The 24,496-nt window shown below is 60.7% G+C and carries 18 protein-coding genes and 1 tRNA gene; 11 read left to right on the forward strand and 8 right to left on the reverse strand.

Annotated elements, in window-relative coordinates; genetic code table 11:
- The first annotated feature begins 25 nt into the window (after positions 1-25).
- From HMPREF2896_RS03110 to HMPREF2896_RS03135, 6 genes are all read left to right on the forward strand, one after another.
- Positions 26-1,717 (forward strand): VanW family protein, encoded by a 1,692-nt coding sequence (locus HMPREF2896_RS03110; protein WP_210388734.1) that lies wholly within the window; start codon positions 26-28, stop codon positions 1,715-1,717.
- 3 nt (positions 1,718-1,720) lie between these two features.
- Positions 1,721-3,502: an ABC transporter ATP-binding protein gene (locus HMPREF2896_RS03115; protein ID WP_070717621.1), complete on the forward strand. Its 1,782-nt coding sequence runs from the start codon at positions 1,721-1,723 to the stop codon at positions 3,500-3,502.
- Between the two features lie 639 nt (positions 3,503-4,141).
- Positions 4,142-5,614, forward strand: coding sequence for a SpaH/EbpB family LPXTG-anchored major pilin (locus tag HMPREF2896_RS03120; protein WP_070717624.1), 1,473 nt, complete (start codon positions 4,142-4,144; stop codon positions 5,612-5,614).
- A 183-nt stretch (positions 5,615-5,797) separates the two neighbouring features.
- Complete coding sequence (locus tag HMPREF2896_RS03125; protein WP_070717627.1) at positions 5,798-6,706, forward strand: class C sortase; 909 nt, start codon at positions 5,798-5,800, stop codon at positions 6,704-6,706.
- Positions 6,707-6,743: 37 nt separating this feature from the next.
- Complete coding sequence (locus HMPREF2896_RS03130) at positions 6,744-7,562, forward strand: isopeptide-forming domain-containing protein (RefSeq protein WP_141754754.1); 819 nt, start codon at positions 6,744-6,746, stop codon at positions 7,560-7,562.
- Positions 7,562-11,056: a prealbumin-like fold domain-containing protein gene (locus tag HMPREF2896_RS03135; RefSeq protein ID WP_070717634.1), complete on the forward strand. Its 3,495-nt coding sequence runs from the start codon at positions 7,562-7,564 to the stop codon at positions 11,054-11,056. Before HMPREF2896_RS03130 ends, HMPREF2896_RS03135 begins: the two co-directional genes overlap by 1 nt.
- Positions 11,057-11,133: 77 nt before the next feature.
- Here HMPREF2896_RS03135 and HMPREF2896_RS03140 read toward each other — a convergent pair whose 3' ends face one another.
- The 3 genes from HMPREF2896_RS03140 to HMPREF2896_RS03150 form a co-directional block, all read right to left on the reverse strand.
- The gene (locus tag HMPREF2896_RS03140) at positions 11,134-12,063 is read right to left on the reverse strand and encodes a class C sortase (protein ID WP_070717638.1); all 930 of its coding nucleotides are present in this window, start codon (positions 12,061-12,063) and stop codon (positions 11,134-11,136) included.
- A gap of 108 nt (positions 12,064-12,171) precedes the next feature.
- A complete protein-coding gene (locus HMPREF2896_RS03145) occupies positions 12,172-12,360 on the reverse strand; it encodes a hypothetical protein (RefSeq protein ID WP_070717641.1) in 189 nt (62 codons plus the stop codon).
- A gap of 47 nt (positions 12,361-12,407) precedes the next feature.
- Positions 12,408-12,481, reverse strand: a tRNA-Gly gene (locus HMPREF2896_RS03150).
- A gap of 87 nt (positions 12,482-12,568) precedes the next feature.
- On the opposite strand from HMPREF2896_RS03150, the gene dcd reads away from it, so the two are divergent.
- Positions 12,569-13,141 carry a dCTP deaminase gene (dcd, locus tag HMPREF2896_RS03155; RefSeq protein ID WP_070717642.1) on the forward strand — a complete coding sequence of 191 codons (573 nt, stop codon included), beginning with the start codon at positions 12,569-12,571 and terminating at the stop codon, positions 13,139-13,141.
- A 59-nt stretch (positions 13,142-13,200) separates the two neighbouring features.
- On the forward strand, positions 13,201-14,529 hold the full coding sequence (locus tag HMPREF2896_RS03160) for a UDP-glucose dehydrogenase family protein (protein ID WP_070717646.1): 1,329 nt from the start codon (positions 13,201-13,203) through the stop codon (positions 14,527-14,529).
- Here HMPREF2896_RS03160 and HMPREF2896_RS03165 read toward each other — a convergent pair.
- Entirely contained in the window at positions 14,459-15,685 is a 1,227-nt protein-coding gene (locus HMPREF2896_RS03165) for a YibE/F family protein (RefSeq protein WP_070717731.1), read from the reverse strand. The two genes, HMPREF2896_RS03160 and HMPREF2896_RS03165, sit on opposite strands and share 71 nt — an antisense overlap.
- 121 nt (positions 15,686-15,806) lie before the next feature.
- Here HMPREF2896_RS03165 and HMPREF2896_RS03170 point away from each other — a divergent pair, with 121 nt between their 5' ends.
- Positions 15,807-17,186, forward strand: coding sequence for an HNH endonuclease signature motif containing protein (locus tag HMPREF2896_RS03170; RefSeq protein WP_070448125.1), 1,380 nt, complete (start codon positions 15,807-15,809; stop codon positions 17,184-17,186).
- Between the two features lie 78 nt (positions 17,187-17,264).
- Here the strand turns inward: HMPREF2896_RS03170 and HMPREF2896_RS03175 are convergent, their stop codons facing one another.
- From HMPREF2896_RS03175 to HMPREF2896_RS03190, 4 genes are all read right to left on the reverse strand, one after another.
- Positions 17,265-18,488: a pyridoxal phosphate-dependent aminotransferase gene (locus tag HMPREF2896_RS03175; RefSeq protein WP_070448124.1), complete on the reverse strand. Its 1,224-nt coding sequence runs from the start codon at positions 18,486-18,488 to the stop codon at positions 17,265-17,267.
- Positions 18,489-18,498: 10 nt separating this feature from the next.
- A complete protein-coding gene (locus HMPREF2896_RS03180; RefSeq protein ID WP_371325886.1) occupies positions 18,499-19,119 on the reverse strand; it encodes a DUF1707 SHOCT-like domain-containing protein in 621 nt (206 codons plus the stop codon).
- Positions 19,120-19,128: 9 nt separating this feature from the next.
- Positions 19,129-20,349: a cation:proton antiporter gene (locus HMPREF2896_RS03185; protein ID WP_070717648.1), complete on the reverse strand. Its 1,221-nt coding sequence runs from the start codon at positions 20,347-20,349 to the stop codon at positions 19,129-19,131.
- Between the two features lie 69 nt (positions 20,350-20,418).
- Complete coding sequence (locus tag HMPREF2896_RS03190) at positions 20,419-23,301, reverse strand: (Fe-S)-binding protein (RefSeq protein WP_070717656.1); 2,883 nt, start codon at positions 23,299-23,301, stop codon at positions 20,419-20,421.
- 112 nt (positions 23,302-23,413) lie between these two features.
- Here HMPREF2896_RS03190 and HMPREF2896_RS03195 point away from each other — a divergent pair, with 112 nt between their 5' ends.
- Complete coding sequence (locus HMPREF2896_RS03195; protein WP_070717658.1) at positions 23,414-23,986, forward strand: DUF6230 family protein; 573 nt, start codon at positions 23,414-23,416, stop codon at positions 23,984-23,986.
- Complete coding sequence (locus HMPREF2896_RS03200) at positions 23,976-24,440, forward strand: DUF6114 domain-containing protein (protein ID WP_246818383.1); 465 nt, start codon at positions 23,976-23,978, stop codon at positions 24,438-24,440. Before HMPREF2896_RS03195 ends, HMPREF2896_RS03200 begins: the two co-directional genes overlap by 11 nt.
- Positions 24,441-24,496 lie beyond the last annotated feature (56 nt).

Raw genomic sequence — 24,496 nt, forward strand, 5'->3', positions numbered from 1 at the left:
GCTGGCAGCCGTTAATCTCGTACACGTGAAAAAGGCAATCGGACACAGCCAACAGCGGCGCAAGGGGCTCCAAGTGGCCCTTGGCGTGCTCGTTGGACTTCTACTCATCGCCGGCATCGCCTACGCGTGGGACGTCATGGCCAACCAGCACAAGGTTCCGCGCGCGACGTCGGTCGGCGGCGTGGACATCTCCCGCATGGAGCGCACCGCTGCGGTGGAGAAGCTGGAGCAGGAGCTTGGGGACGTCGCGGCCCAGCCCGTGGATATCCGCTCCGGGGAGAAAAGCTCGCAGCTTATCCCCCAGGACTCCGGCCTGAGCCTGAACTATCAGAAGGCCGTCGATGGCATCCCCGATGCCTCCCTGAACCCCTTCTCGCGCCTGTACAGCTTCATCAAGCCCACCCAGGAAATCCCTGTCGCCGTGGACATCGATGAGAACCAGCTTTCCGGCCAGCTCGAGCGCGTGGGCAACGAGCTGAAGATCGAGCCGAAGGACGGAAACCTGGAGCTTATCGACGGCTCCCTCAAGGAGACCGCACCCGAACTGGGCCAGGCGGTGGACGAGGGGGAGCTGCACGAGGGCGTCGTCAAGCACTGGCTCGACCCCGAGGGCGTCGAGGTTGAGCCGATGGTGGTGGAGCCGCAGATTAATGATGAAGCGATTGAGGCCATGCGCACCGGGGATGCCGCCCGCGCGCTGGATAACCCGCTCACCCTGAAGGGCGAGAACAACACCACCGGCACCTTGCGCAAGCCGGAGATTTCCCAGTTCGTCTCCATCGCCGCGGAGGATGGCGAGCTACGCCTCAAGGTGGATAAGAACCGCGCGCGCGAGCTTTTCCAAGAGCGCATGCAAGGCTCCGAGGTGCCCGGCACCAACGCCAAAATTTCCTTCAGCGGCAACGACAAGCAGATCACGCCCTCGGTGGATGGCTCCATCATCGACTGGGAGAAGACCCTCGAGGGCTTCGAGGACCGTGTGAGCAGCGAGGACGACCGCGAATGGGATGCCGATTACAAGCCGGACCCCGCAGACTTCACCACGGAAATGGCAGAGAAGGCCACCTTCGATGAGACCGTGTCCGAGTTTTCTACCGGCGGTTTCTCCGGGGCCTCCGGCACCAATATCCGCCTGGTGGCCCAGGAGGTCAACGGTGCCGTGGTCAACCCGGGTGAGACCTTCTCCCTCAACGGCTACACCGGCCCGCGCGGTACCGCGCAGGGCTATGTGGAATCCGGCATCATCATCGACGGCCACGCGGGCAAGGCCGTGGGCGGCGGCATCTCTCAGTTCGCCACCACCTTGTACAACGCGGCCTACTTCGCCGGCATGGAGGACGTGGCACACACCCCGCACTCCTATTACATTTCGCGCTACCCGGCTGGCCGCGAGGCCACCGTGTACGAAGGCGCAATTGACCTGCAGTTTAAGAACACCTCCAACCACCCGGTGCGCATCGAAACCAGCTTTGGTGACGAGATCACCGTGCGCTTCAAGGGCGTGAAGACGGTTGAGGTCGAGTCCATCAACAACGGCCGCTGGGCCAAGACCGAGCCGCAGCGCAAGTCGGTGAGCGAGGACTGCTCGCCGTCGTCTGGCACGCCGGGCTTCACCACCTCGGATACCCGCGTGATCAAGGACCTCTCCGGCAAGGAAATCTCCCGGGAGACCACCACCACGGTCTATGACCCGCAGCCCATCGTTACCTGCGGTTAAGCCATGACCCGGCCGATGCACACCGCGGTGAAGGACCCGGCGGACGTCGATCAGCTGGCCCAGCACCCAGTGAAGTTTGGTCGCGTCGCCGGCCTTTTCGCAGCCCACCGCGGCACGCTGCTTGTGGTGGTAGCGCTCATCATCGCCACCTCCGGGCTGACGGTGGTGCAGCCTTTCTTGGTGCGCCGCACCGTGGACGAGGCCATTCCCAACCACGACACCGCACTGCTGTTGTGGCTGGTGGGCGGCATGCTGGCCATCACCGTGGTCTCTCAGGCCATCGGCGTTATCCAGTCCTTTTTATCCGCGCGGGTGGGGCACACCATCATGCACGAGCTGCGCACGCAGGTCTTTGCCAACCTGCAGCGCCAATCGCTGCAGTTCTTTACCAATAACCGGGGCGGCGAGATCCAATCCCGCCTGACCAATGACATCGCGGCGATGCGCGGCATGGTGACCACCACCGCGACCTCCGTGGCTAGCAACCTCACCATGACGGTGGCCACGTTGGTAGCGATGGTGGCGCTTTCGCCCACCCTCTCGCTGTTGTCCTTGCTGGTGCTGCCACCCGCCGTGTGGCTCACCCGCCGCGCCGCCGTGCTGCGCCGCAGCCTTATGGAGAAAAACAGCCGCGCGCAGGCGACGTTGCAGCAGACCATTTCGGAGAACCTGTCCGTGTCCGGCATGCGCCTAGCGGCAACGCTGGGCGCGCAAGAGCGGGTTTATGACGGGTTTGAGACAACCTCGCGCTCGCTTATCCGCTTGGAGCTGGAATCGCAGCTGGCCGGGCGCTGGCGTATGGCGCTGACCCAAATCATTTTCGGCGTGATGCCGGCGCTAATTTACCTGGTGGCTGGTCTGCGCCCGGGGATTACGATTGGCACGCTCATCGCCTTTTCTACTCTGCAGACCCAGATTTTCCGCCCGATTACTGGGCTGCTCAACGTGGGCGCGCAGTGGGTGGCGTCCATGGCGCTGTTCAGCCGCATCTTTGAGTACTTGGACCTGGAGCCCGAGCTCGCAGAAGCCACCGAGCCCGCCCAGCTTGCCGACGCCACCCTCACCCTCCAGAACGTTTCCTACCGCTACCCCGGCACCGACACCGACGCGCTTTCCGACGTCTCCCTTTCCATCCCCGCCCACACCACCACCGCACTTGTGGGGCATACCGGTTCCGGCAAGTCCACGGTGGCCGCGCTCCTGGCGCGCTTGGCCGATCCGACTGAAGGCTCCGTAACCTTGGGCGGTGTCGACCTGCGTGATGTACCGGCGGAGCAGCGCGCCGACGTTATCGGAGTGGTCTCCCAAGAGACCTACTTGATCCACGGCACGGTGCGGGAGAACCTCCTCTTCGCGCAGCCGAATGCGAGTGAGGAACAGATGTGGGCGGCGCTTAACGCCGCGCGCGTGGACGAGGTCATCGCCGCGCTGCCGGAAGGTCTGGACACAGTGGTGGGCTCGCGCGGCTACCGCTTCTCCGGCGGTGAGCAGCAGCGCCTTTCGCTTGCCCGCACGTTGCTGCGCCAACCACGGGTGCTCATCTTGGATGAGGCCACCTCCGCCCTCGACAACGAGACGGAGCGCGCCATCCAGGAGGCAGTGCTTGGCGCGGATGCTACCCGCTTGGTCATCGCCCACCGCCTGTCCACTATCCGCGATGCCGACCAGATCATCGTCCTCGACGCTGGCCGCGTGGTCGAGCGCGGCACCCACGCCGAGCTGCTTGCGTGCGGCGGTGCCTATGCGGCGCTTCTTCGTGCTGTCGACGAGGCTCAGAGTACGTAGAGAGCTCTTGTCAGGAATCTTAACGCTATTAACTCTTTGGTACGTGGGCTGTTGAAGGCTGAGAATCTAAATGAGTTCAGGGTACCTTGAGCGCTCTTGGTGACGCTTCCTTTTATGGGTCATCAAAGGGGATGTTCTACCTGGTGGTATTGGCAGCATATATGGTTCGTTTCGTCGTCGTTGGAAGGTGCTCTCTGGGAAGCTACTCTCCTGCGTGAAGCTTGCATTCTATGTAACGGGTGTAAAATCGAGCAGGCTTACCCCCTTAAAGGGGTAATCTGTTCAGTTTCACACAAAACTAGATGACGTCTCGAAAGCATTAGTTGAACTGCAGAAGGAGTCTTCACGTTTGGGTGGACCGTGCGGATTCTTGAGAAGTTTAGCCGGTTTTGCGGGGGAGGAGCTTTAGTCGGGGACTTTGCCCAACACGCTGGGGTAGAATCTAGTTATGTAATCCACAGGCTATCGTTAGTTAAGGTTGGGGCCTGCGTAGACGTTTCCACCTGAAAACTACTCTCGGCAGGCGAAAGATTCTTAGCAACGAGTCAGGTCATGGTGCGTGAACCGTGGGGAATGGATTGCACACAGCCAATGAGGCGCGGTGCCTCATTTCAGAACTCGTGTAAAGGACCAGTTTCCGTGAACAAGATCTCTCGTACCGCTCGTTCAGTTGCCTTCGCTGCTATCGCCGGACTCGCTTTGGGCGTTTCCGCTCCGGGTGCACTGGCCCAGGAGAATCCTGGCGCTGAGCAAGGGGCCGTGAACAAAGCAAACATCGATTTCACTAAGAAGGGCTCTATCACCCTCTTCAAGAAGAAGGGTGCTGAGTCTGGTACTGAGGCTACCGGTAAGGAAATGGCAGGCGTTCCGGGTGAGGCTCTGTCTGGCGTGACCTACAAGATCACCAAGCTCGATTACGACCTGCAGAAGGATGATTGGGCGGCGTTCCCGAAGTCGGCTGCTGACGTCAAGGACGACAAGAAGACTGCGGAAACCAAGGAAGAAACCACCGGCACTGATGGCAAGGCAGCTTTCACTGATCTGCCTTTGGGCATCTACTTGGTAGAGGAAACTAACGCTCCGGACGGCATCGTTGCCGGTGCTCCGTTCATCGTGTCGGTGCCGATGGTTAACAAGGCATCGGATGCCTGGAACTACGACGTCATCGCGTACCCGAAGAACACGAAAACCACGACCAAGAAGACTGTCAAGGATGCAGATCAGAACATCCAGGACGCGTACACCTACACCATCAACGCGGATGCTCCGACTTGGGGTGAAGGCAAGAGCCTGACTGCCTTCCGCTTCGAGGATCAGCTGGATCAGCGCCTTGATTTCCAGAAGGTCACTGAAGTTAAGGCTGGCGATACGGTTCTCACTGCGGGTGACTACAAGGTCAATGACCCGAAGGCCAACGGCAACAAGCTTGTCGTAACCCTCACCGAGCAGGGCCTGGCTAAGGTCAACTCCGGTGACAAGTTGTCCCTGACTTTCGACGTCAAGCGCAAAGAAGTCGGTGCCACCACTGAGCTGAAGAACCAGGCTGACGTCATCTTCAACAACCCGAACACGGGCAATGAGGTCAAAAACAAGACCAACGAGGTCGTGACCTATCACGGCAAGCTCAAGGTTGTGAAGAAGGATGGCAAGGAAGCCGGCAAGGTCCTGCAAGGTGCGGAGTTCGAGCTCTACCGATGTGCCTCCGCGCAGGATAAGCTCGAGAACCCGCTGACGGTAAACGGTGCGAACAAGTGGACCACCGGTGAGGACGGCACCATCACTATCGATGGCTTGCATGTCACCGATTTCGCGGACAACGCACAGGTCACTGACGTGAAGAAGTTCTGTCTGAAGGAGACTAAGGCTCCGGCCGGCTATGCGCTGCCGGAGAAAAACGTTACTGAGATTGACTTCACTCGCGACAACATCGCGAAGACTGGTGAACTGAACGGTGACGACAAGATTACCCTCGTGTCCGAGATCGACAACATTAAGCAGGACACCCCGAACCTGCCGATGACCGGTGGCGCCGGTGTGGGCATCCTGGCTGCTATTGGCGCAGCGATTGTTGCTGCTGGTGCTTGGTTCGCTCGTCGTACCGCGCGCAACTAATAGCCGGGCATAGTTCCGGTGGTGCAGACCATCCATGATGGTCTGCACTGGGGGTCGGGTAACCAAAGTAGGGTGCTCGACCCAGTTAGGGGACTTAGATTGCAGTCCCCTTCTTTCTCTCTCGTTGTTATCCCGGTCGCGCGGTGTTTGCGCGTGGGACATTGATTTGGGTGGTGCGGGTCGTTGACTTCGGTGTTAGACCAAGATTCGAGCCGGCGGCACAGGCGCCGTGGAGGTCTAGTCCTTCCGGCGGTAATCGTTGTCGTCGGGTTGTTGGTGATGCTGTACCCAGTGGTCTCGACCGCATGGAACAATTGGAATGCCTCACGGGTGGCACAGGAATATGCGCGACTGGATAAAGAGACACCGGCACAGGTGCAGGATTCGGTCTGGGATGCTGCGCATGCATACAACGAGGAGCATACGTCGGGTCCGATTCTGGATCCGTGGCTGAACCGTATCGGGGTAGACAATCCCGACTATGAGGCTTATCTGAAGCAGTTGGGCGAGAACGAAGCGATGGCTCGCCTCGTGTTTCCAGCGGTAGATGTTGATTTACCGGTGTTTCACGGCACCGCGGATAAGACACTGCAGCGTGGATTAGGGCATTTGTATGGCTCTGATTTGCCGGTAGGCGGACCAGGAACCCACTCCGTCATCACGGGGCACACGGGCCTAGCGAATTCGACAATGTTTGATCACCTCGACTCTGCGACCGAGGGAGATGCGTTCTACATCCAGGTTGCTGGCCACAAATTGAAGTACGTCGTCGACAGCATTCAAGTAGTTCTGCCGAGTGAAGTTGATGGCCTACGGCCAGTAGCCGATCAGGATTACGTCACGCTGATTACGTGTACCCCGTACGGGATCAACACACATCGCTTATTGGTTCGTGGACATCAGGTTCCCATGGAGCCGGGGGAGGAGTCGGTATTTGATGGCTCCCACGGCCCGGGTTGGCAATGGTGGATGTACGCACTGTTGGCTGCAGTGATTGTCATTGGTTGCTGGCTGGTGTGGTGGCTGCGACGGCACAAGGCGGCTGCCGGAGCACAAGAAGTTATTAATGAAGAAAGTAGCGTGCGGGAGTAAGGCGATGAAGAGGTTGACAAATACATGGTCGGCCCAAATGGTTACCGTCGGAGTAGCGTGTGCAATTGCGTTCGCTGGGCCGGGCATGGTTGCTGCGGGAGCGGTACAGGTTGCCGGGCAGCAGACTACTAGTGCGGAGCGTACCGTAGACTCGGATACGGTGACTGTTCGGCTCACGCAGGGCAATCCCGACGACGATGGGCAGGCCCCCTCGGGACAAGTACAGGGAGTCACGATTCATCTAGCCCGGCTTGCCGGCCTCGATCCAAACAACGCTGACGATGCAGCACGCGTGCAAGACGCGAATTTGGACGAGGTTCGTGAATGGCGTACCGATGTGCACGTGGATCAGATCACCGATGCTAATGGAGAGGTGACCTTTGACGGTCTAGCGGATGGCTTCTACGTAGTGACGTCGACGGCGCCAGATGACTCCTACCGGGAGATCAACCCATTTGTGGTAGCGGTTCCATTCCACACTGTGGCGGACAATCCGAACCCAGTGCCAGGAGTAATCGTGGCTAAGACCCATAAGCCGGGCGAAACGCCGACGCCAACCACGTCGCCAACTACCCCGAGCGCTCCGCCGTCACACCCGGACACCCCGCAAACACCTCCGAACTATCCACCGACTAAACCAGGGAAGCCGCCGCACCAACCCGAGACAACGCCACCGAGGACTCCAGACGGCGGTAAGACTTCAACCCCAGTAACGCCGTCGGGGAATGGTGGCTCATTGGCGATGACCGGTGCACAGGTACTCGGTGTGGTTGCCGCAGCGTTGGTGTTGATCGCCACTGGTTTCGTGATGATTGCCTCTAGCCGTAGGAAGAATTCAGAAAGCGAGGGACGCTAATGTCCTGGACAGATTCTCATCCGGTCGAGCCGGTTGTGTACCGCTGGCGTGCTCTTGCGGCGTTCATTGCTGCACTGGCTCTCGTTGTTGGTGTTGCTGCACCGGCTGCTCTGCCCGGAATCGTTGGTGCCGTCGCCGAAGCACAAACCACGGCTCTGCGCACCGAGCTCGATTCTGCAGACCAGCTGAGCCTGACTGCTGGCGACTCCGCAACATTTGCAGGCCACTTTGTTGACGCCGGAACCGTGGAGGAGTTGGAATTCACTGTTGAGACTGCAGGACTGGAGTTCGACGGCTCGGCCTACACACTGACTATCGACGGCGAAGTGATCCCCGTCCGCGAAGGAGACAACCTCGTTGTAAAATCAACCAGCTCTTCAGTGACTTTCCGAATCACTGGCCTTTCTACTGACGTGCCAGCAGGAGCAGCTTTCTCATTGAAGACCCCAGCGGTCGCAGAGGATTCCGAACTTAGTGGGATGTCCGTCGATGTGCGGGGAGTAGCCGAGGAGACGCCCAGCACGTCTTCAACGGAATCCAGCGAAACCCCAGAAGCTCCTTCGGAAGTGACTGAGCCGCTGGAAATTGCTGACGTTGACGAGGCTCCAGCTCGCCTGATGGCAGCACCGAACATTACCCCGTACGCTGCAGGCGACCGCACCATCACGATGGTAAACGATGGATACGTGCTCAAGGGAAGCCGCTATATCCCGAACTTTAAGATTCCGGCCGGTGAGCTTTTTGGCGGCCAGCTGTCCATTCCGCAAGGCACGGTGGTTACCCTCAAATCCAGCGTTAACAGTTATTTATCGACTAACCCTGATGACCTGACGATCTATTACACCGGTGCCAACGGAGGTTGGTATGAGGCGAAGGTGACCTACAAAAGGATTAGCGCCAAGGAATACCAAGTCATCCTGCCGCAGATTACTATTGGCGGCACCGCACAGATTCAGTTTAAGGGTGTTCACCGCGGGCCAGCCGATACAGTGTTTACAGCTTCCTTCACCGTTCCTGCGAAAGAGGAGTGCCAAGATCCGGTTACAAGCAGACAGCCAAAGCGCGATCTCACCCCAGCTGAATTTGCTGACGGTAGCCCTGTCTACGTTGTGACCAGTGAGCCAAAGGATCTTCGCCGAGATACTTCTATCCTGAGCCGGCAAGTAAATCAAGGCCAAGACTTCCGGTCGGTGGGGGAAAAGTCGCGGTGGGTTTACAACGCCCTCGCCTTCAACTCGAGTGATAACTGGCTTTATGCGGTAAGCCAGATTCGCGGTCAAAATGGTGATCCCTGCTACCCTGCAGGAAATCTCCTGCAGATTAATCCGGCGACCGGTGTGGTACATAACCTTGGGCCTATCCTTACGTCCGGAAGCACCGGTACCCCTTTCGAAACGAGCAGCGACCGGGATCTGCTTAACGCGGGCGTGTATACCAGCGAGGGTTTCTTCGTGGCTAACACGTCTACCTCTGGTACTCGGCGCCTTTATAGAATCGATGTCGATAATGTCACTGCTAAACGCGTGTTCGGAAACCAGCGGTCTTTTTCGGAGGACTGGGCGGTGCTCCCTCAAGCCCAGAAGTACATGTGGGGCTTCCAGAGTAGATCTCAGGCCGGCGACAAGCTGATTCTTGAACGCATCGATACTCAGACCGGGGCAGTCAAGACCTGGGATCTCACGGGAATCAAGACTTTGGACGGGCGCACTATCTCCAACCCCTCCGCCTCGTGGGGCAAGGCATGGACCTATTCCAATGGAAACCTAGGGTTTGGATCGGGTAGTTCGGCTGCGAATCAGCTGGGTTTTGAGCTAAAAATCAGTAACCCGGACTCCGAAAGTCCGACGTTCGAGTTGGTCAACATAATGAACAACCTGCCTGCTTCATTTAACACGGATGCTGCTTCCGATCTGGTGCCGCCGCCGCCAGCGCTGCAATCCAACATTGCAGTGAAGAAGCAACGCTCCGAGACCAAGGCGGTAAACGGCGAGGTCCGTACTTTCTGGACCATTTCGGTGGAAAACACCACAGCTAACGCCAGCTCGGGAGGCACGTTCTGGGAGTACCTACCAACGGATACTCACTATGGGGTGAATGCTTCCGGTCCCACTGCTAAGTTCGAAGGCTTTGGGCCTGGATCCACACTCGTCAACGGGCGTAATCCAGGGCCTAACGAGATTGGCCCGGGGGCCGGTATTTATGCAGGCATGACTGTCCCGTCCGGAGCGGACGGTGAGTCCCGATACATGAAGGGTTATGTTGGTACACTTCCAGGACACGCGAAGGTAGAGTATGTCGTCTCTGCGCCGGTGCGAACGGATAAATACGGCAACCTCAAGACGGTGTGTAGCCCGAACAAAGTGGCTTTCCAAGCCACTGATGGTGAGGCCGGTAGCGACAACGTTGCTACTGAAGCCTGCTTCAGCAAGGTTGCTGTCGACAGTGCACCGCAACCTGTTCCTGGTGCGGCGAATGAATATACCGCGAAGTACAACGTCGTAGTAGCCGCCCCGGATGCTCCCGGCTTCGACACCAATGAGGTGATCTACGGAAAGCTGACGGATGCCCCGAAGTTCGTTGGTGCCGCCACGGTTACTGGGGCCACTGTGGTCTTCAAGGACGAGTTCAACAAGACCAGCCAGCCGCAGTCGTACCAGGGGGCCGGTCCGTATGAACTCAACAAGAACGACACTCCAAAGATCATTAAGCCCAAGGGCGTCAATGGAAGCTCCGGACAGCACGTCTACGAGGTAACGGTGCGCTTCAAGCTGGATCGCTCAAAACTGGACAGCACCTCCGTCCCAGCCGGCTACCCGAGCCAACCTGCAGGAAACACCCGCTGCTACACCAAGGATGGCCTGCACGAGCCCAACTTTGGCCTCATGAACGAGGCAGAAATGGGTGGCTGGAAGGATACTGACTGTATCCCGCTGGAGACCAAGGAAACGATGGACGTTCTGCTCGAAAAGGCGAGCTATAACCCGGACAACCCGGGCGAGATTCAAACCGACGGGTTGCTCGATGGCGCGCAGTTCACCGTCCACCGCGGTGACGCTGACGGAAACCTGAAACTAAACCCAGATGGCAGCGTCAACACTGATGCTAACCCCGTGGTGAAGCAGTCCACGACCACCACCACAGGCCGTGTCAAGCTCGAAGGCTTGGATGCCCCTGGCGTGTACTACCTAATCGAGACCAAGGCGCCGGACGGCTATAACCTGCTGCCCGCGCCGATCAAGTTCTCGACGGAGTGGGATCAGAATGGCAATGCAGTCATCAAGGTTCTCTCCGGAGGCACAGCGATCACCAGTAATAGGTGCGCTGAGTCCGACACCGCTGCCAATTGCGTGAAGAAGATCGGCGTCCTTCAGGTCGCTGACATCACCAAGGGCGCACTGCCCAAGACCGGTGGTGAGGGCGTGGGCCTGTGGGCTCTCGCCGGTGCCGCTATTGTCGCGGCAGGGTGCCTCGCTTTGCGACGTCGCCGGGTATAGAACCAGCGCTTGCAGCTACTTTTAGAAAGGCCCGCTCTTCCAGGGAAGGGCGGGCCTTATTGCATATTCATTGTCGGTTAGGACTCTTGCGGGTCGTCGTCAAGCGCAGCGTCCTTGGCATTGCTGACATATTTGCGCCACCAGTAGATGAGCAGAAGCATGATGATGGCAGCGGCAGCCAGGATGGCCCACATCCACCACTGCCAGTGAACACCCGAGCTGTTGAATGCGGCCTCGTCTTCCGGATCCATCGGCACTCGGTGGCCTGTGATGAGCAAGCGGTGGGTGTTTACGCCGTAGGGAGTGCAGGTAATGAGCGTAATGATGTCCTGACCCGGCTCACGGTGAAGAGCGCTGGTGTCCGCAGGCTCGACGACGCGAATATCGTGGACCTCGTACTTGAGCTTCTCGCCGCCGGCGGCGATGTAGAAAGCATCACCCTTTTTGACCTTGGTGAGGTTGTCCCACAGCGTGGCGTTCTGTAGACCTGTGTGGGCAGAGAGTGCTGCGTGTCGGCCCTCGCCGTTTCCCACCCCACCGACAGGAAGGTCCGTGCCGTAGAGGTGGCCCGCACCGCGGGAGAGTGCCTTCTCCGACGTGCCGTGATAAATAGGCAGATCAGAATCGATGGAAGGGATGACTATGCGACCCATGGCATCGGTCTCAGACAATACCGACAGGTACTGGCGGTATCGCTGGTACTCGGGGGAGTCTTCGTCATCGGTGGTGGTCCAAGCGTCGCCGATGCTGATCTGGCCCAACCCAGCGTTGTAGGCTTGTGCTTCCTCCCACGCGGTGTGCAGGACCTCAGGCGGGGCTTGCTTCTCCAGCTTGGCGTATTCCTCCGCGGCCCGGGATTGGGTGTAGTTGTTCCATTGCGTGGCTACGACGGGGTAAAGCAGGACGCCAAGGCCGACGAGAATCAGGAGCAACGCAATGATGGCGTTGGGATTGACGCCCTTTTTCTTGGGTGCGTCGGTGTTTTCCGCTGGTTCGTGCTTGCCCATTGTGTCCTGCCTGTGTGGGGGTCTGTTGCCGCACGCCCTGGTATTGACGTGGGGGTAGTTTTCGAATCTCAGGCTAGGGAAAGTAGCTCTGAGAGAAAACGTGTCTGTCTAGTCGCCGATAACAAAGCACAGGGCTTCATACCGATTCAGAGTTTCCTCGTCGATGGCCAAGATTTGATCAACCGTGCGCTGTTCGCGGAGCTCATCGATTGTGCGGGGCGCAAGCTCTTGAAGTACATGCTCACGCTCAGCGCGAAGCTCCGCTGTGGTTTTGGGCGTGAAGATAGGGGCTGTCATGGTCCATCCTGTAGGTATGAAATTAGTCCATGAAATGGGAAAACGCGTGGAGCCGACGACGGGAATCGAACCCGCGCCAGCAGCTTGGGAAGCTGCAGTTCTACCATTAAACTACGTCGGCGCAATGCAGATTGTGCATCGTCGTAAAGCTTAGCACCGCCGCCGCCCGAGGCCATAAAAGGCCCAGTGGGGAGGTAGACTATCAACCGTGCTTCTTTCTGATCGTGATATCCGTGCCGCCATCGCCGCTGATGCTCCCGAGCGTTTGAGTATCGAGCCTTATGACGCCGAGATGGTCCAGCCCTCGTCTATCGACGTGCGCTTGGACAAGTTCTTCCGCGTGTTTAATAACTCGCGCTACACGCATATTGACCCCAAACAGGAAATGCCGGACCTCACCAGCGAGGTGGAGGTGGCTGAGGGCGATGCCTTCGTCCTGCACCCCGGCGAGTTCGTGCTGGGCGCCACGCTGGAAAAGTTCACTTTGCCAGCCAACCTCGCGGGTCGTTTGGAAGGCAAGTCCTCCCTGGGGCGCCTGGGCTTGCTAACGCACTCCACGGCAGGCTTCATCGATCCGGGCTTCTCCGGGCACATCACGCTCGAGCTGTCCAATACCGCTAACCTGCCCATTTCACTGTGGCCGGGGATGAAGGTGGGCCAGTTGGCCATCTTCAAGATGTCTTCGCCTGCCGAGGCGCCGTATGGCTCCGGCGCGCTGGGCTCGAAGTACCAGGGCCAGCGCGGGCCTACACCGTCGAAGTCCTATCTGAACTTCCGTTAAACTTTTCGTTCTCGCCGCGCGCTTCAGGTCAACCGCGCCTAAAATTCCCGGTTATGCGTATGACTGTGATTGGTACCGGCTACCTGGGTGCGACGCACGCTGCCTGCATGGCGGAACTCGGCCACGAGGTACTCGGCGTAGATGTTGATGAAAACAAGATTGAAGCCCTCAAGAACGGCCGCGTGCCGTTCTACGAGCCCGGTCTTCCGGAGGTGCTCGAGCGCAACATCGAGTCTGGCCGCCTGGGCTTTTCCACCAGCTATGACGACGCCGCGGAATTCGCCAACCTGCACTTCCTCGGCGTAGGAACGCCGCAGGCCCACGGCTCCTATGCGGCGGACCTAACCTACGTGAAGTCCGTCATCACGGAGCTCGTGCCGCGCCTCAAGGGCGAGCACATCATCTTCGGCAAGTCCACCGTCCCCGTGGGCACCGCAGCGGAGCTGCAGAAAATGGCGGATGAACTCGCCCCGGAGGGCACCAGCGTGGAGATTGCCTGGAACCCGGAGTTCCTGCGCGAGGGCTATGCCGTCAAGGACACCATCACCCCGGACCGTATCGTCCTCGGCGTCGGCGAATTCGCCGAAAGTAGAGCCGAAGAGGTCGCCCGCGAGGTCTATGCCCAGCCGCTGGCACAGAACACCCCGTTCATCGTGACCGACCTGCAGACCGCCGAGCTAGTCAAGGTCTCCGCCAACGCCTTTTTGGCCACCAAGATTTCCTTCATCAACGCGGTCTCTGAAATCTGCGAGATTGCCGGTGCGGACGTGGTCAAGCTTGCCGACGCCATCGGCTACGACGAGCGCATCGGCCGCAAGTTCCTCGGTGCGGGCTTGGGCTTCGGCGGCGGCTGCCTGCCCAAGGACATCCGTGCCTTCATGGCGCGCGCCGGCGAGCTGGGTGCGGATCAGGCGCTGACCTTCCTGCGCGAGGTCGACGCCATCAACATGCGCCGCCGCGACCGCGTCGTGGATCTGGCTAAGCAGACTTTCGATGGCTCCCTTCTGGGCCACCGCGTTACCGTGCTGGGCTGCGCTTTCAAGCCCAATTCTGATGACGTCCGCGATTCGCCAGCGCTCTCCGTGGCCGGTTCGCTCTCTCTGGCCGGTGCCGCCGTCACGGTCTATGACCCGCAAGGTATGGAGAACGCCAAGAAGGTATTCCCGACGTTGAACTACGCGGCGTCGGCAAGCGAGGCGTTGAAGGACTCCGAGCTGGTCATCTTGGCCACCGAGTGGCAGGAATTCCGCGACCTCGACCCGGTTGAGGCTGGTGCACTCGTGGCCCGCCGCCACATCATCGATGGCCGCAACGTGCTCAGCGTCGATGCTTGGCGTGCCGCGGGCTGGACCGTCGAGGCGCTTGGTCGCGTCCTTCCGGCACAGTAAACGCCGCAATCGCGGTGGTCAGCGGTACCGCAAGTGTCAAGGCCATCGCGCCCAGCAGGGAGCGCAGAACCTCCGTGGCGACGAGGTCACTGGAGAGGATCTGCAGGGCTGGGCGCTGCGCCGCCGTGATGAGCATGAGCAGGGGCAGGGCCGCGCCGGTATAGGTCAGCACGATGGTATACACCATGGAAGCGATATGGTCGCGGCCCACCTTCATGGCTGACATGAAAAGCGCGCCGGGCCCGGCTGCGGGGTCGGCGGCGTGGAGCTCGCGCACGGTGGAGGCCTGCGCCACCGCGATGTCGTTGAGGCTGCCGAGCGCGCCGATGATGAACCCGCACAGCAGCACGCCCACCACGGAAACCCCTGGCATGTAGAGCAGTAACTTGAGGTTATCTTCCGAGCTCGAGCCTGTTAGCGCCGTGCTGCTTATCGACGCCCACCCCAACGCCCCCGACAACGCTAGCGCCACCAATGCGCCTCCCAGGGCGGAGGCTGATTTCCAGTTCACGCCGTGCACGAGAGGAACGGCGAGGAAAAGGATGGCCGCGCAGGTAACGAGCGCCAGCGGCAGCGCCGAATGGCCCTCGATGAGGGAGGGGATGAGGTAAAAGAAGACGATTGCCAAGCTGATTACTAGGCCCAGCAGTGCGCGCAGTCCGTGCCAGGCGGCGAAGCCGACGACAACAAGGGCCGCGATAATAGCCCATAACGCAAGGTTTCCACTGCGCTGAAAATCAGCGAAGGCATAGGTGCCATCCGCGGAATGGGAAAGCACTATCTCATCGCCCTGGTTTAGGATCGGGTCACTGGCCAGGCCGTGGAAGATGAGTTGGGTTTTGCGCCCCGTGTCCTCGCCGGAGGTCAGATCTATCAGTGCGCGGGTGCAGCTGGTGTCCTCGCTCGCGGCGGGAATCAGCGGGGCTTCGTCGAAAGCCCGGCCGGCATGGGGATCGCTGCAAAGATGATGATCGATGCGGTCGACGGTTCCGGTCACCTGTGGCTGATTGAGCGCATAGGTAGCGAAGAAATCGGCGCTGGTGTGCTCGGATGGCGGGGTGGTGGGGCGTAGTAGAAACAAACCCGCAAGCGTTATCAGGGCGGAGAGGCTAAGAAAACTGATGAGCCCAGTACGCCACGGATTCAGGTTAGTCATGCCTATCATTGTGAATGAGTTTCATTAAAAAGAAAACTAATGATGACACGATCAACAAGTTATCCACAGGCTGGCGGCGGCGCCGTTGTGCGGTGCGGGTGGGGCGTTTAGCGTTGCTGGCATGAACCTTGTGGAAGCGCATCTTCGCAGCCAGGCGGCGGGCATCGAGCTCGTCGCCGGCGTTGCGGGGCTCAGCTTCGAGCAGCTGCGGGCGTGGGGTCCCGAGTCTGTGGCACGCGCCTTGCTGGCGCTTTTCGACGTCTACTTTGCCCCCACCTCCTTTAAGCGCAAACAAGCGCGCGCTATTGCAGCGGCTCGCGATAATGGCCACGCCCTGCCCACGCTGCTGCTCATTGAGCGCTTCGCAGGAAGGCTGAAGAAGCAGCGTGAGGCGTGGGATTTGCGCATTGAGTTGTGCGGCATAGCTGGTGATGAAAAGGCCGTGGCCCACTATGCACGCAAGCGCATCCGTGAGCTCAACCCGCCGCCCGCGCCAAAGCCTGGCGTGACAATTCGCCGTGGAAAGGAGCTATCCAAACTTACGCTCACGGCCCCGGCCGCGCTCATCGAGGACCTGCGTCCCAACATCGACGAAGACGATCCCGTCGGCTCGTTTACGGCTGCGTTTCGAGAAGGCCGCCTCGCCCGCCCCGTACCCCAGACCCTCGCCGTCATGGAGCTTCCCGAGTACGCCACAATCTTGGGCCGCTTGGGCGACCCGTCCACCCCGCGCCCCGACTCCGCAGAATCGAATGCGCCTTCCTCGGCACCTCTTTCCTGCACAACAGCGTCCTCTGCAGCCGCAACTCCTGCTTCCAGCCAGCCAGATACACCCACTGCTGATGCCGGCCACGATGCACGTGCTGGCAGCAGCGATGTGACGCCCGGCCACGACACCACAGCATCTGCCTCCAGTGCAGCGCCTGACCTCGGGGATATCGTGGTCCAGCTATCCAACGGCGCCAAGATTACGGGCAAAGAACTTATCGAGCGGGAGTTCGCCGAAGAAGGACTCGTCATGCTCGTCGACCGTGTCAAAGGCCCCGTGGAACTTCACCGCACCCAGCGGGTTGCCTCGGAGAAGCAGCGCATCATGGCAAGTGGGGAACAACCAACCTGTGCTTGGGGCCGTTGCTTGTGTGGGGCTGACTATTGCCAGATACACCACATCCAAGAATGGAGACACGGCGGCGAAACGAATCCTGAAAACCTCACCCCGCTGTGCAAATACCACAACGCTATTAACGGACTGCCGGGTCGTGGCCGCATCGTGCGGGAAAACGGCAAGGTTAAGTGGGTGCCGGCTGGTCCCCGCGATCCGCGGGAACCGGTACATCCGCACCGCGCACCACGCGCCCAGCGGATTCACGAAAACCGTCAAGACACAGTAAGCACCGTTGCGGTGCCTAGCACAAGCCGTCGCGCCCAGACCGCAAAGCCGGCCGAATCACCGACATCCACACGTTCTGAGCCGGGAAGTCCCGCCCCACCCGACTGCTAGCGTTTGAGCCAAGAGGCGCCTGAATGCTTCTGGCAGCGAGGGCGCCTCTTTACGCCTGCCCGATCGTGGGAAGCAGGGCTACTGGCGGTAGCTCACCAGGAAGTTGCCGAGCCGCTCAATCGCGTTCTCCAGCTGCGATGCCCACGGCAGCGTAACCACGCGGAAGTGATCCGGCGTAGGCCAATTGAAGCCGGTGCCTTGCACCATGAGGATCTTCTCGGCGCGCAGAATGTCGAGCATGAGCTTCGAGTCATCGTGGATCTCATAGACCTCTGGATCCAAGCGCGGGAAGCAGTACAGCGCGCCCATCGGCTTTACCACGGACACGCCGGGAATCTCATTGAGCTTCTCGTAGGCAATATTCCGCTGCTTGAGCAAGCGCCCGCCCTCACCGGTGAGCTCATAAATGGACTGCCGCCCACCCAGCGCGACCTGGATCGCGTGCTGTGCCGGCACATTTGGGCATAGGCGCGTGCCCGCCAGCAAGTCCAAGCCCTCGATGAAGCCACGCGCATGGGACTTCGGGCCCGTCAGCACCATCCAGCCAGCGCGGTAGCCGGCCACGCGGTAGGCCTTGGACAAGCCATTAAACGTGATCGTCAGCAAATCCGGGGCCAGGGAGGCGATCGAAATGTGCTTCGCACCGTCGTACAGAATCCGGTCATAAATCTCATCCGCCAGAATCAGCAGGTTATATTCGCGCGCTACGTCCACGATTTTCTGCAGCGTTTCACGCGAGTACACGGCACCCGTCGGGTTATTCGGATTAATGACCACAATGGCCTTGGTCTTCTCCGTTACTTTTGCGCGAATATCTTCAATGGAGGGATTCCAATCGTCCTCCTCATCGCACAAATAGTGCACAGGCGTGCCACCCGCCAGCGACGTCGCCGCCGTCCACAGGGGGTAGTCAGGGGCGGGTATGAGAACCTCATCGCCGTCGTCAAGCAGCGCCTGCGTCACCATCGAAATCAGCTCGGACACGCCGTTGCCCAAGTACACGTCATTGACGTCGAAGCTGGGGAAATCCTCCAGCTCATAGCGGGTTACAATCGCGCGCCGTGCCGGGATAATACCCTTCGACGTGGAGTAGCCCTGCGAGGTCGGCAGCGCCGCAATCATGTCGCGCATAATGACATCCGGCGCATCGAAACCAAACACCGCCGGGTTGCCGGTGTTGAGCTTCAGAATGCTGTGCCCGTCGAGCTCCATGCGCTCGGCCTCCGTAGAAACCTCGCCGCGAATATCGTAGGCAACGCCCTGTAGTTTGGTGGATTGATCAAAAATCCGGTTCTGAGTCATGCCGGATATGTTACTTCTGGTTCCACTGTTCCAGCTTGCGTTTGGCCAGATTCATCGCATCCCCAGTAATTTCACTTGCTTGGCGACGCCTCTCCGCCCACTGCGCCTGCTCCAACGCCCGCATCTGCGCGCGTTCTTCAGCGCCGGCGGCTTTCAGCTCGCGCATGCGCTGGCGCTCGATCTGTCGCGGCGACGGACGGTGCCAGGACTCCGGGCCCACCTTGGCCACGTAGAGCATGATCCACAACGCGGGGATGAGGAAGAGCAATCCGGTGCCGGTGAGTGCGGCGGTGACGCCGGACAGAGCAGCGAAGGATGCAATCGAGCCGAAAAAGAGCCCAAGGGAGCCGACCAACGCGGTGGCCAAGCGGGGTTTCCGGGTTGATTGGTAGGCGCGGGCGACCTCACCTTGGGAGTAGATCTTGAGCTCGCTGCTGGCCTTGGTGGGGATATCCATGAAGACGGCCGCCAGCTCGCGGCGGGTCGTCGCCTCCATTATCGCGTCGGTGCGCTCCTCAAACTCGTCCATCGATAGACGGCCTTCACCCAAGGCCTGGGCGAGGTCGTTGACGGCGTTGGTCCGTTCGGCGTCGGAAAGCCGCATGCTGAAAGGATTAGTCACAATAGCCATCCTAACAGCCTATTTAGCTTGCTCCTTTTCGCGCACGAGGCCGGATAGGAACGGGAAGATAGCCACGGTGAGCGCGCCACCGGCGATGAAGATGGAGGCCATTTCTGTATCGACGATGCCCGAACCCACCGCAAGCGTCATCACCGCCACGATGATGGGCAGGCCGGTTGCCGCGTAGAGAGCCACTTGGAGGCGCTCGCGGGTGGTTTCGACGTTGGAGCCGGTTTGGTGAAGGTTTTCGCGTAGGAACACCGGCAGGCCGCGGGTCACCAGGATGAGCAGCGGGATGCCGAGGACCTTGATGGGCTCGTCCATGATGACGTTCCAGTCAATCGCCATGCCGGAGACCACGAAGAAGACGGGAATGAGCATGGAATAAAAAACCACGTCGAGGCGGTTTTCCAAGCCCTTATGGAACTCATCGGGAATGATGCGGTTGAGGATGATGCCCGTTGCAAAGGCGCCCAGGACGATGTCGAGTTCGAATACCGCCGTCACTGCCATGAGGATGGCCAACATCAGGATGATGAGACGCATGATGGTTTGGTTGGTGGAGCCCGCCCCGGAGATGAAGGCGTCCTTGAACCACGGCATGAGGGTGGTAATGGCGAAGGGCATAACGGCCACGGTGACCGCGATTGCGATGAAGGCGAGAAGAATCAGCATCGTTGTCCACGTGGAGCGCGTTCCCAACAGGAGCGCCATTGCAGTAATTGGCGCGACCTCACCGATCGCGCCGTGGATGACCACGGAATCGCCCACTCGAGTGCCCAGGAGTTTGTCCTGTTTGAGCATCGGGGTGATGGTGCCCAGAGCAGTCGACGTCAAAGCGATGGCCATGACGATGGCGCTGGGGATGTCATCCATGAGGAAGTAGGCGCCGACGCCACACGCCACCACGCAGATGAGCCACGTGGATAGCCCTGTGGCGGCTTCCTTCGATTTCAGGGCGGCGAGGTCAATTTCGAAACCCGCAAGGAGGAACAGCGCGCCCACGCCGAGCTCCTTGAGCATGCCAATGCCGGGGTCTTCGTGCGCCAAGCCCAACATCGAAGGGCCGATGAGCATGCCGAAGAAAATAAGCAGCGCCACGGCCGGCATCTTCTTGCCTAGGGCATGGGATACCAACGGTGCTAGCAGCGCTACCGCCATGATCCATGCGAAGGACACCAGCGAGTCGGTGTAATTGCTTTCGCCCGAGGCGAGGACGTAGGTCACGTCAGTGTGCATGGAGTAGAGCGTACCTGTGGGGTATCAGGCACGCCTACCTTGCGCGGCGTTGATGTGGCCGACGTCGCACTAGTCCTTGCTTTCCGACGCCCCTTCCTCCGGAGCCTGCGGCGCAGCCGGAGCCTTCGGCACGGAGCCTGCGTTTGGTGCACTCGGTGCTGTTGGTGCAGGCGGTGCCTTCGGTACCGAAGGAGTATCCGCGGGTGCTTGCGGTGCCGCGGGCGCCGCCGGAGCTGCGGGTGCTTGCGGTGCGTTTGGTGCCGCAGGAGCGCTGGGCGTAGGCGGTGCTGAAGGGGCGGCTGGTGCCTGAGGCGTCGTTGGCGTGCTCGTCGCCGCCGGAGCTACGGGTGCTTGCAGTGTGTTTGGTGTTGTCGTAGCTTTGGGCGCCGCCGGGGCAGTCGGTACAGCGGCCGCGTTTGGCGTCGATGGTGCACCGGGTGCCTGGGGTGCGGCAGGTGCTGCGGGGGCGTTCGCTGGTGCCTGGGGCGCGGCGGGTGTGTTCGCTGGTGCCTGCGGTACAGCGGTTGCGTTCGGTGCCGGAGTGTTTGCAGATGGAGCCCCGGGCGCGTTCGGTGCGGGCGGTGCTGTAGGTGCTTTGGTAGCACTTGGTGCCGTAGGAGCAGTTGGAGCTCCTGCCACCTGAGGCGTAGTTGGGGCCTGCGGGGCACTGGGAGCCGTTGGCGAAGCCGCGCTGGGTGCAGTCGGCGTTGATGGCGCCTGCGGTGCGCTCGGCGCGGCGGGTGCTTGCGGTGCGCTCGGCGTGCTGGGGGCAGATGGCGCTGCGGGCGTGCTCGGCGCGTTGGGCGCGGATGATGACGCGGGCGTGCTTGGCGCTGCGGGTGCTTGCGGCGCGGTGGACGGGATGCTGGAAGCCTCCTCCGAGGCGGGCTTTTCTGGGACGGGTTCGCGGCGGGGCGTATCGAGGAAGGCCTTCTCGCGCGCGGCGGGAAGTTCGCCAGTGGGGGCAATGGCGTCGCGCAGCATGAGCGCCACATCGCTGACCTGTGTCTGCGGCGCGATGGACTTCACGCCACCCGTCAGCATGACATTGCAGAACGGGCAGCCCGTCGCAATCTGCTCGGCACCGGTCGCCACGGCCTGCTCTGAGCGGAATTCATTAACCCGCTTGCCCTGGTTTTCTTCCATGAACATGCGCGCGCCACCGGCACCGCAGCAGAAGGCCGCATCGCGGTTGTGGTCCATCTCCGCCAGCGTTGCACCAGTCGCCTCCACGAGCTCACGCGGCGGGTCGAAGACCTTGTTGTGGCGGCCCAGGAAGCACGGGTCGTGATACGTGACGGGTCGGCGGTTCTCCGGCGACCGCGGCACGGGCACGAGCAGCTTCTCCCGCACCAAACGGTTGAGCAGCTGCGTGTGGTGCAGCACATCGAAATGGCCGTCGAAGTCCGGGTACTCGTTGCGAATCGTGTTGAAGCAGTGCGGGCACGTCGTGATGATTTTGCGCTGGCCCTTCGGGACGCCGGCGAAGGCGTCGTTAAGCGTGGCAACATTCTGCTCCGCCATCACCTGGAACAGGAACTCATTGCCGGCACGGCGCGCCGGGTCACCGGTACAGGTCTCGCCCGTGGCCAGCACACCGAACTTCACGCCGGCGGTGTGCAGCATGTCCACCACCGCGCGCGTCGTGGCGCGGCCCTTGTCGTCGTAGGCACCCGCGCAACCGACCCAGAACAGGTACTCCATGTCCGAGAAATCAGCGGCGTCCTCGCCGATGATCGGCACCTCGATGCCGTCGCCACGCGCCTCATCAATCCACGCGCGGCGCTCCGAAGCGTTGCGGCCCCACGGGTTGCCCTTCGTCTCCATGTTCTTAAACAGCCCGGTCAGCTCCGACGGGAAGTCGGACTCCGCCAGCACCTTGAAGCGACGCAGGTCCGCCACGTGGTCGATGTGCTCGATATCCACCGGGCACTGGTCCACGCACGCACCGCAGTTGGTACAGGACCACAGGACGTCATCATCAATCGTGCCCGCCATCGCCAGCACGTTGAGCCCCTCGTGTGGGTTGTAGTTATCCAGCGCGCTCTGGCGCAGGTCCATCATGAGCTTCTTCGGGCTCAGCGGTTTGTCGGTGTTCCATGCGGGGCACAGGTCCTGGCAGCGGCCGCATTCGGTGCAGGAGGAGGCGTCGAGAAGCATCTTCCAGCTCCCTGGCTCGAGGTCCTCCAAGTCCGGCGTGGGGAGAGCACCCAGCGCCTTCTCGCCGTCGGCGTTGCGTTGGAAGAAGATGTTGAAGAACGCCATGAAGCGGTGCCACATCACGCCCCATTGGAAGTAGTGGGCGATGCACGCGATGAACACCAGGCCCGTGAGCAGCTTCACCAGGGCAAAGAATTGCACCATGCTTGGCGACGCCTGCATAACCCCCGCCACACGCATCGTCAAGAAATCAGCCCACGGGGAGCCACCGCCGTACGTGGCGATGGCGGCGGCCTTGACGGCGAGCATGCCGAGGCCTTCGAGGAAGACGATGGCCTCCACCAGGCGTGCGGGGAAGACCTGCGAATTGTAGAAGCGGCTCCCGCGATCGGTGTGTCCGAGCTTCAGGCGCACGCCGATGAGGAAACAGATACCGAGCACGGTGCCGATGGCGAGGACCTCTTCGATGAAGTGGTACACCGGCCAGTCGCTGAGCCACGGCCAGCCCTTATCGGGCGCGAAGGTTTGGATATAGGCCTCGAACCACACGATGGCGCCGAAGAGGAAGCCCACCATGACGAGCCAGTGCGCGGCGTTGACCAGCGGCCGGCCTTTGAAGTGGGTATGGCCGAAGACTTCGATGAGCACGCGGCCGAGGCGCGCCATGGGGCGGTCGGTACGGTTCAGCTGCGTGGGCCCGCCGGAGCGGATGAACCGAAACAGCACCGTGAGGCGGTAGAAAAAGTACAGCCACACCGGGACCGATGCGGCGATGGCAATCCAGCCGAACATGAGCGCTCCTTTGATTGCTGCTGTGCGTGCCTCCTACCTTAAATCCTCGCCGTCTAAATCAGTGAGTCAGGATTCAGCTATCATCTTGAGGGCTAAGAATTCAGGAGGCGTTGTGGGCAGAATCAATGTTCCGAAGGCCGCAGTGGGCCTCGTTGCGGGCTTCGCAGCATTCGGAGTGGCCGGAGTTGCGGTTGCGCAGGGCGGTCTGACGGCGAATTTGGCGCTCTCGGGTACGTTCTTCAACGTGAATATTCGTCACTTGGAAGGCGATGGCTTTTCCTTGTTTGTGGATAGCGACAAGAAGGGCGAGGAGGATGTTCCCACCGCGCGGCTAAAGATGGAACACGCCGTGGCCTCGGATTTGTGTCTTTATGTCACCACTGACCTGCCTGCGGTGGGGGAGTCCACGCTCGCGCTCAAGGCGAAGGGCGATAACAGTGTGGAGGCCACTGGTCTCCTCGTTGGTGCGTCGAATATCGAAGGCTCGCTGGTCATGCAGGACGCGAACGTGGGCATCGACGCCAGCCAGCTGTCCCAGTCCGCCGACCCGGGGACGTGGGGCCTCTATGCCAAGCAGGTTTCGCTGACTGCCGACGACGTCCGTGCCACCTCCCTCGGCGCGAAGACGCTATCCGCAAAGAACGTGGGCGTCTCTGTGGAGCGGGGCCGCGACAATGTCTGCTGATCACGCTAGGGATTCCGACGCAGCACTGCATGGAGCAGAAGCGCCGGATTCTCTCGATGTCGACCAGGCTGTAGCTCCCGCGGCAGCCACAGGCGGGGTGTGGGCGCGGTTTAAGGCGTGGCGTGACCGGCGGCCGTTCTTTCCGGGGTTGCTGCTCATACTTTCGGGAATCGTCATCGCGATGCCGGCTTATTTCACGGTGCAGATTTCCGACCTGCTCGTCATGATCTCCACGGTGTCGGGTGTGTCCACGCTGCTCATCGGGGCGCTGTTGGTCATGTTTGGCCTCGGCGCGTGGTTTCGCCCGAGCACCTCAACGTACCTGGGCGTGCTGGGCATCATCGTGGCGGTCATCGCTATTCCGACCTCCAACCTGGGTGGCTTCCTCATCGGCTCAGTGCTCGGCATCGTTGGTGGCGCGCTGACCTTGGCCTGGGAGTCTAGCGATGGTTAATTGCCGTCGTTTGCGTTGGCATCAGAGCGTGGTTCGCCCTTCGCGCGTGAAGGCCG

Origin of the sequence: Corynebacterium sp. HMSC069E04, assembly GCF_001813175.1 — a bacterium.
Classification (GTDB): Bacteria; Actinomycetota; Actinomycetes; order Mycobacteriales; family Mycobacteriaceae; genus Corynebacterium; species Corynebacterium aurimucosum.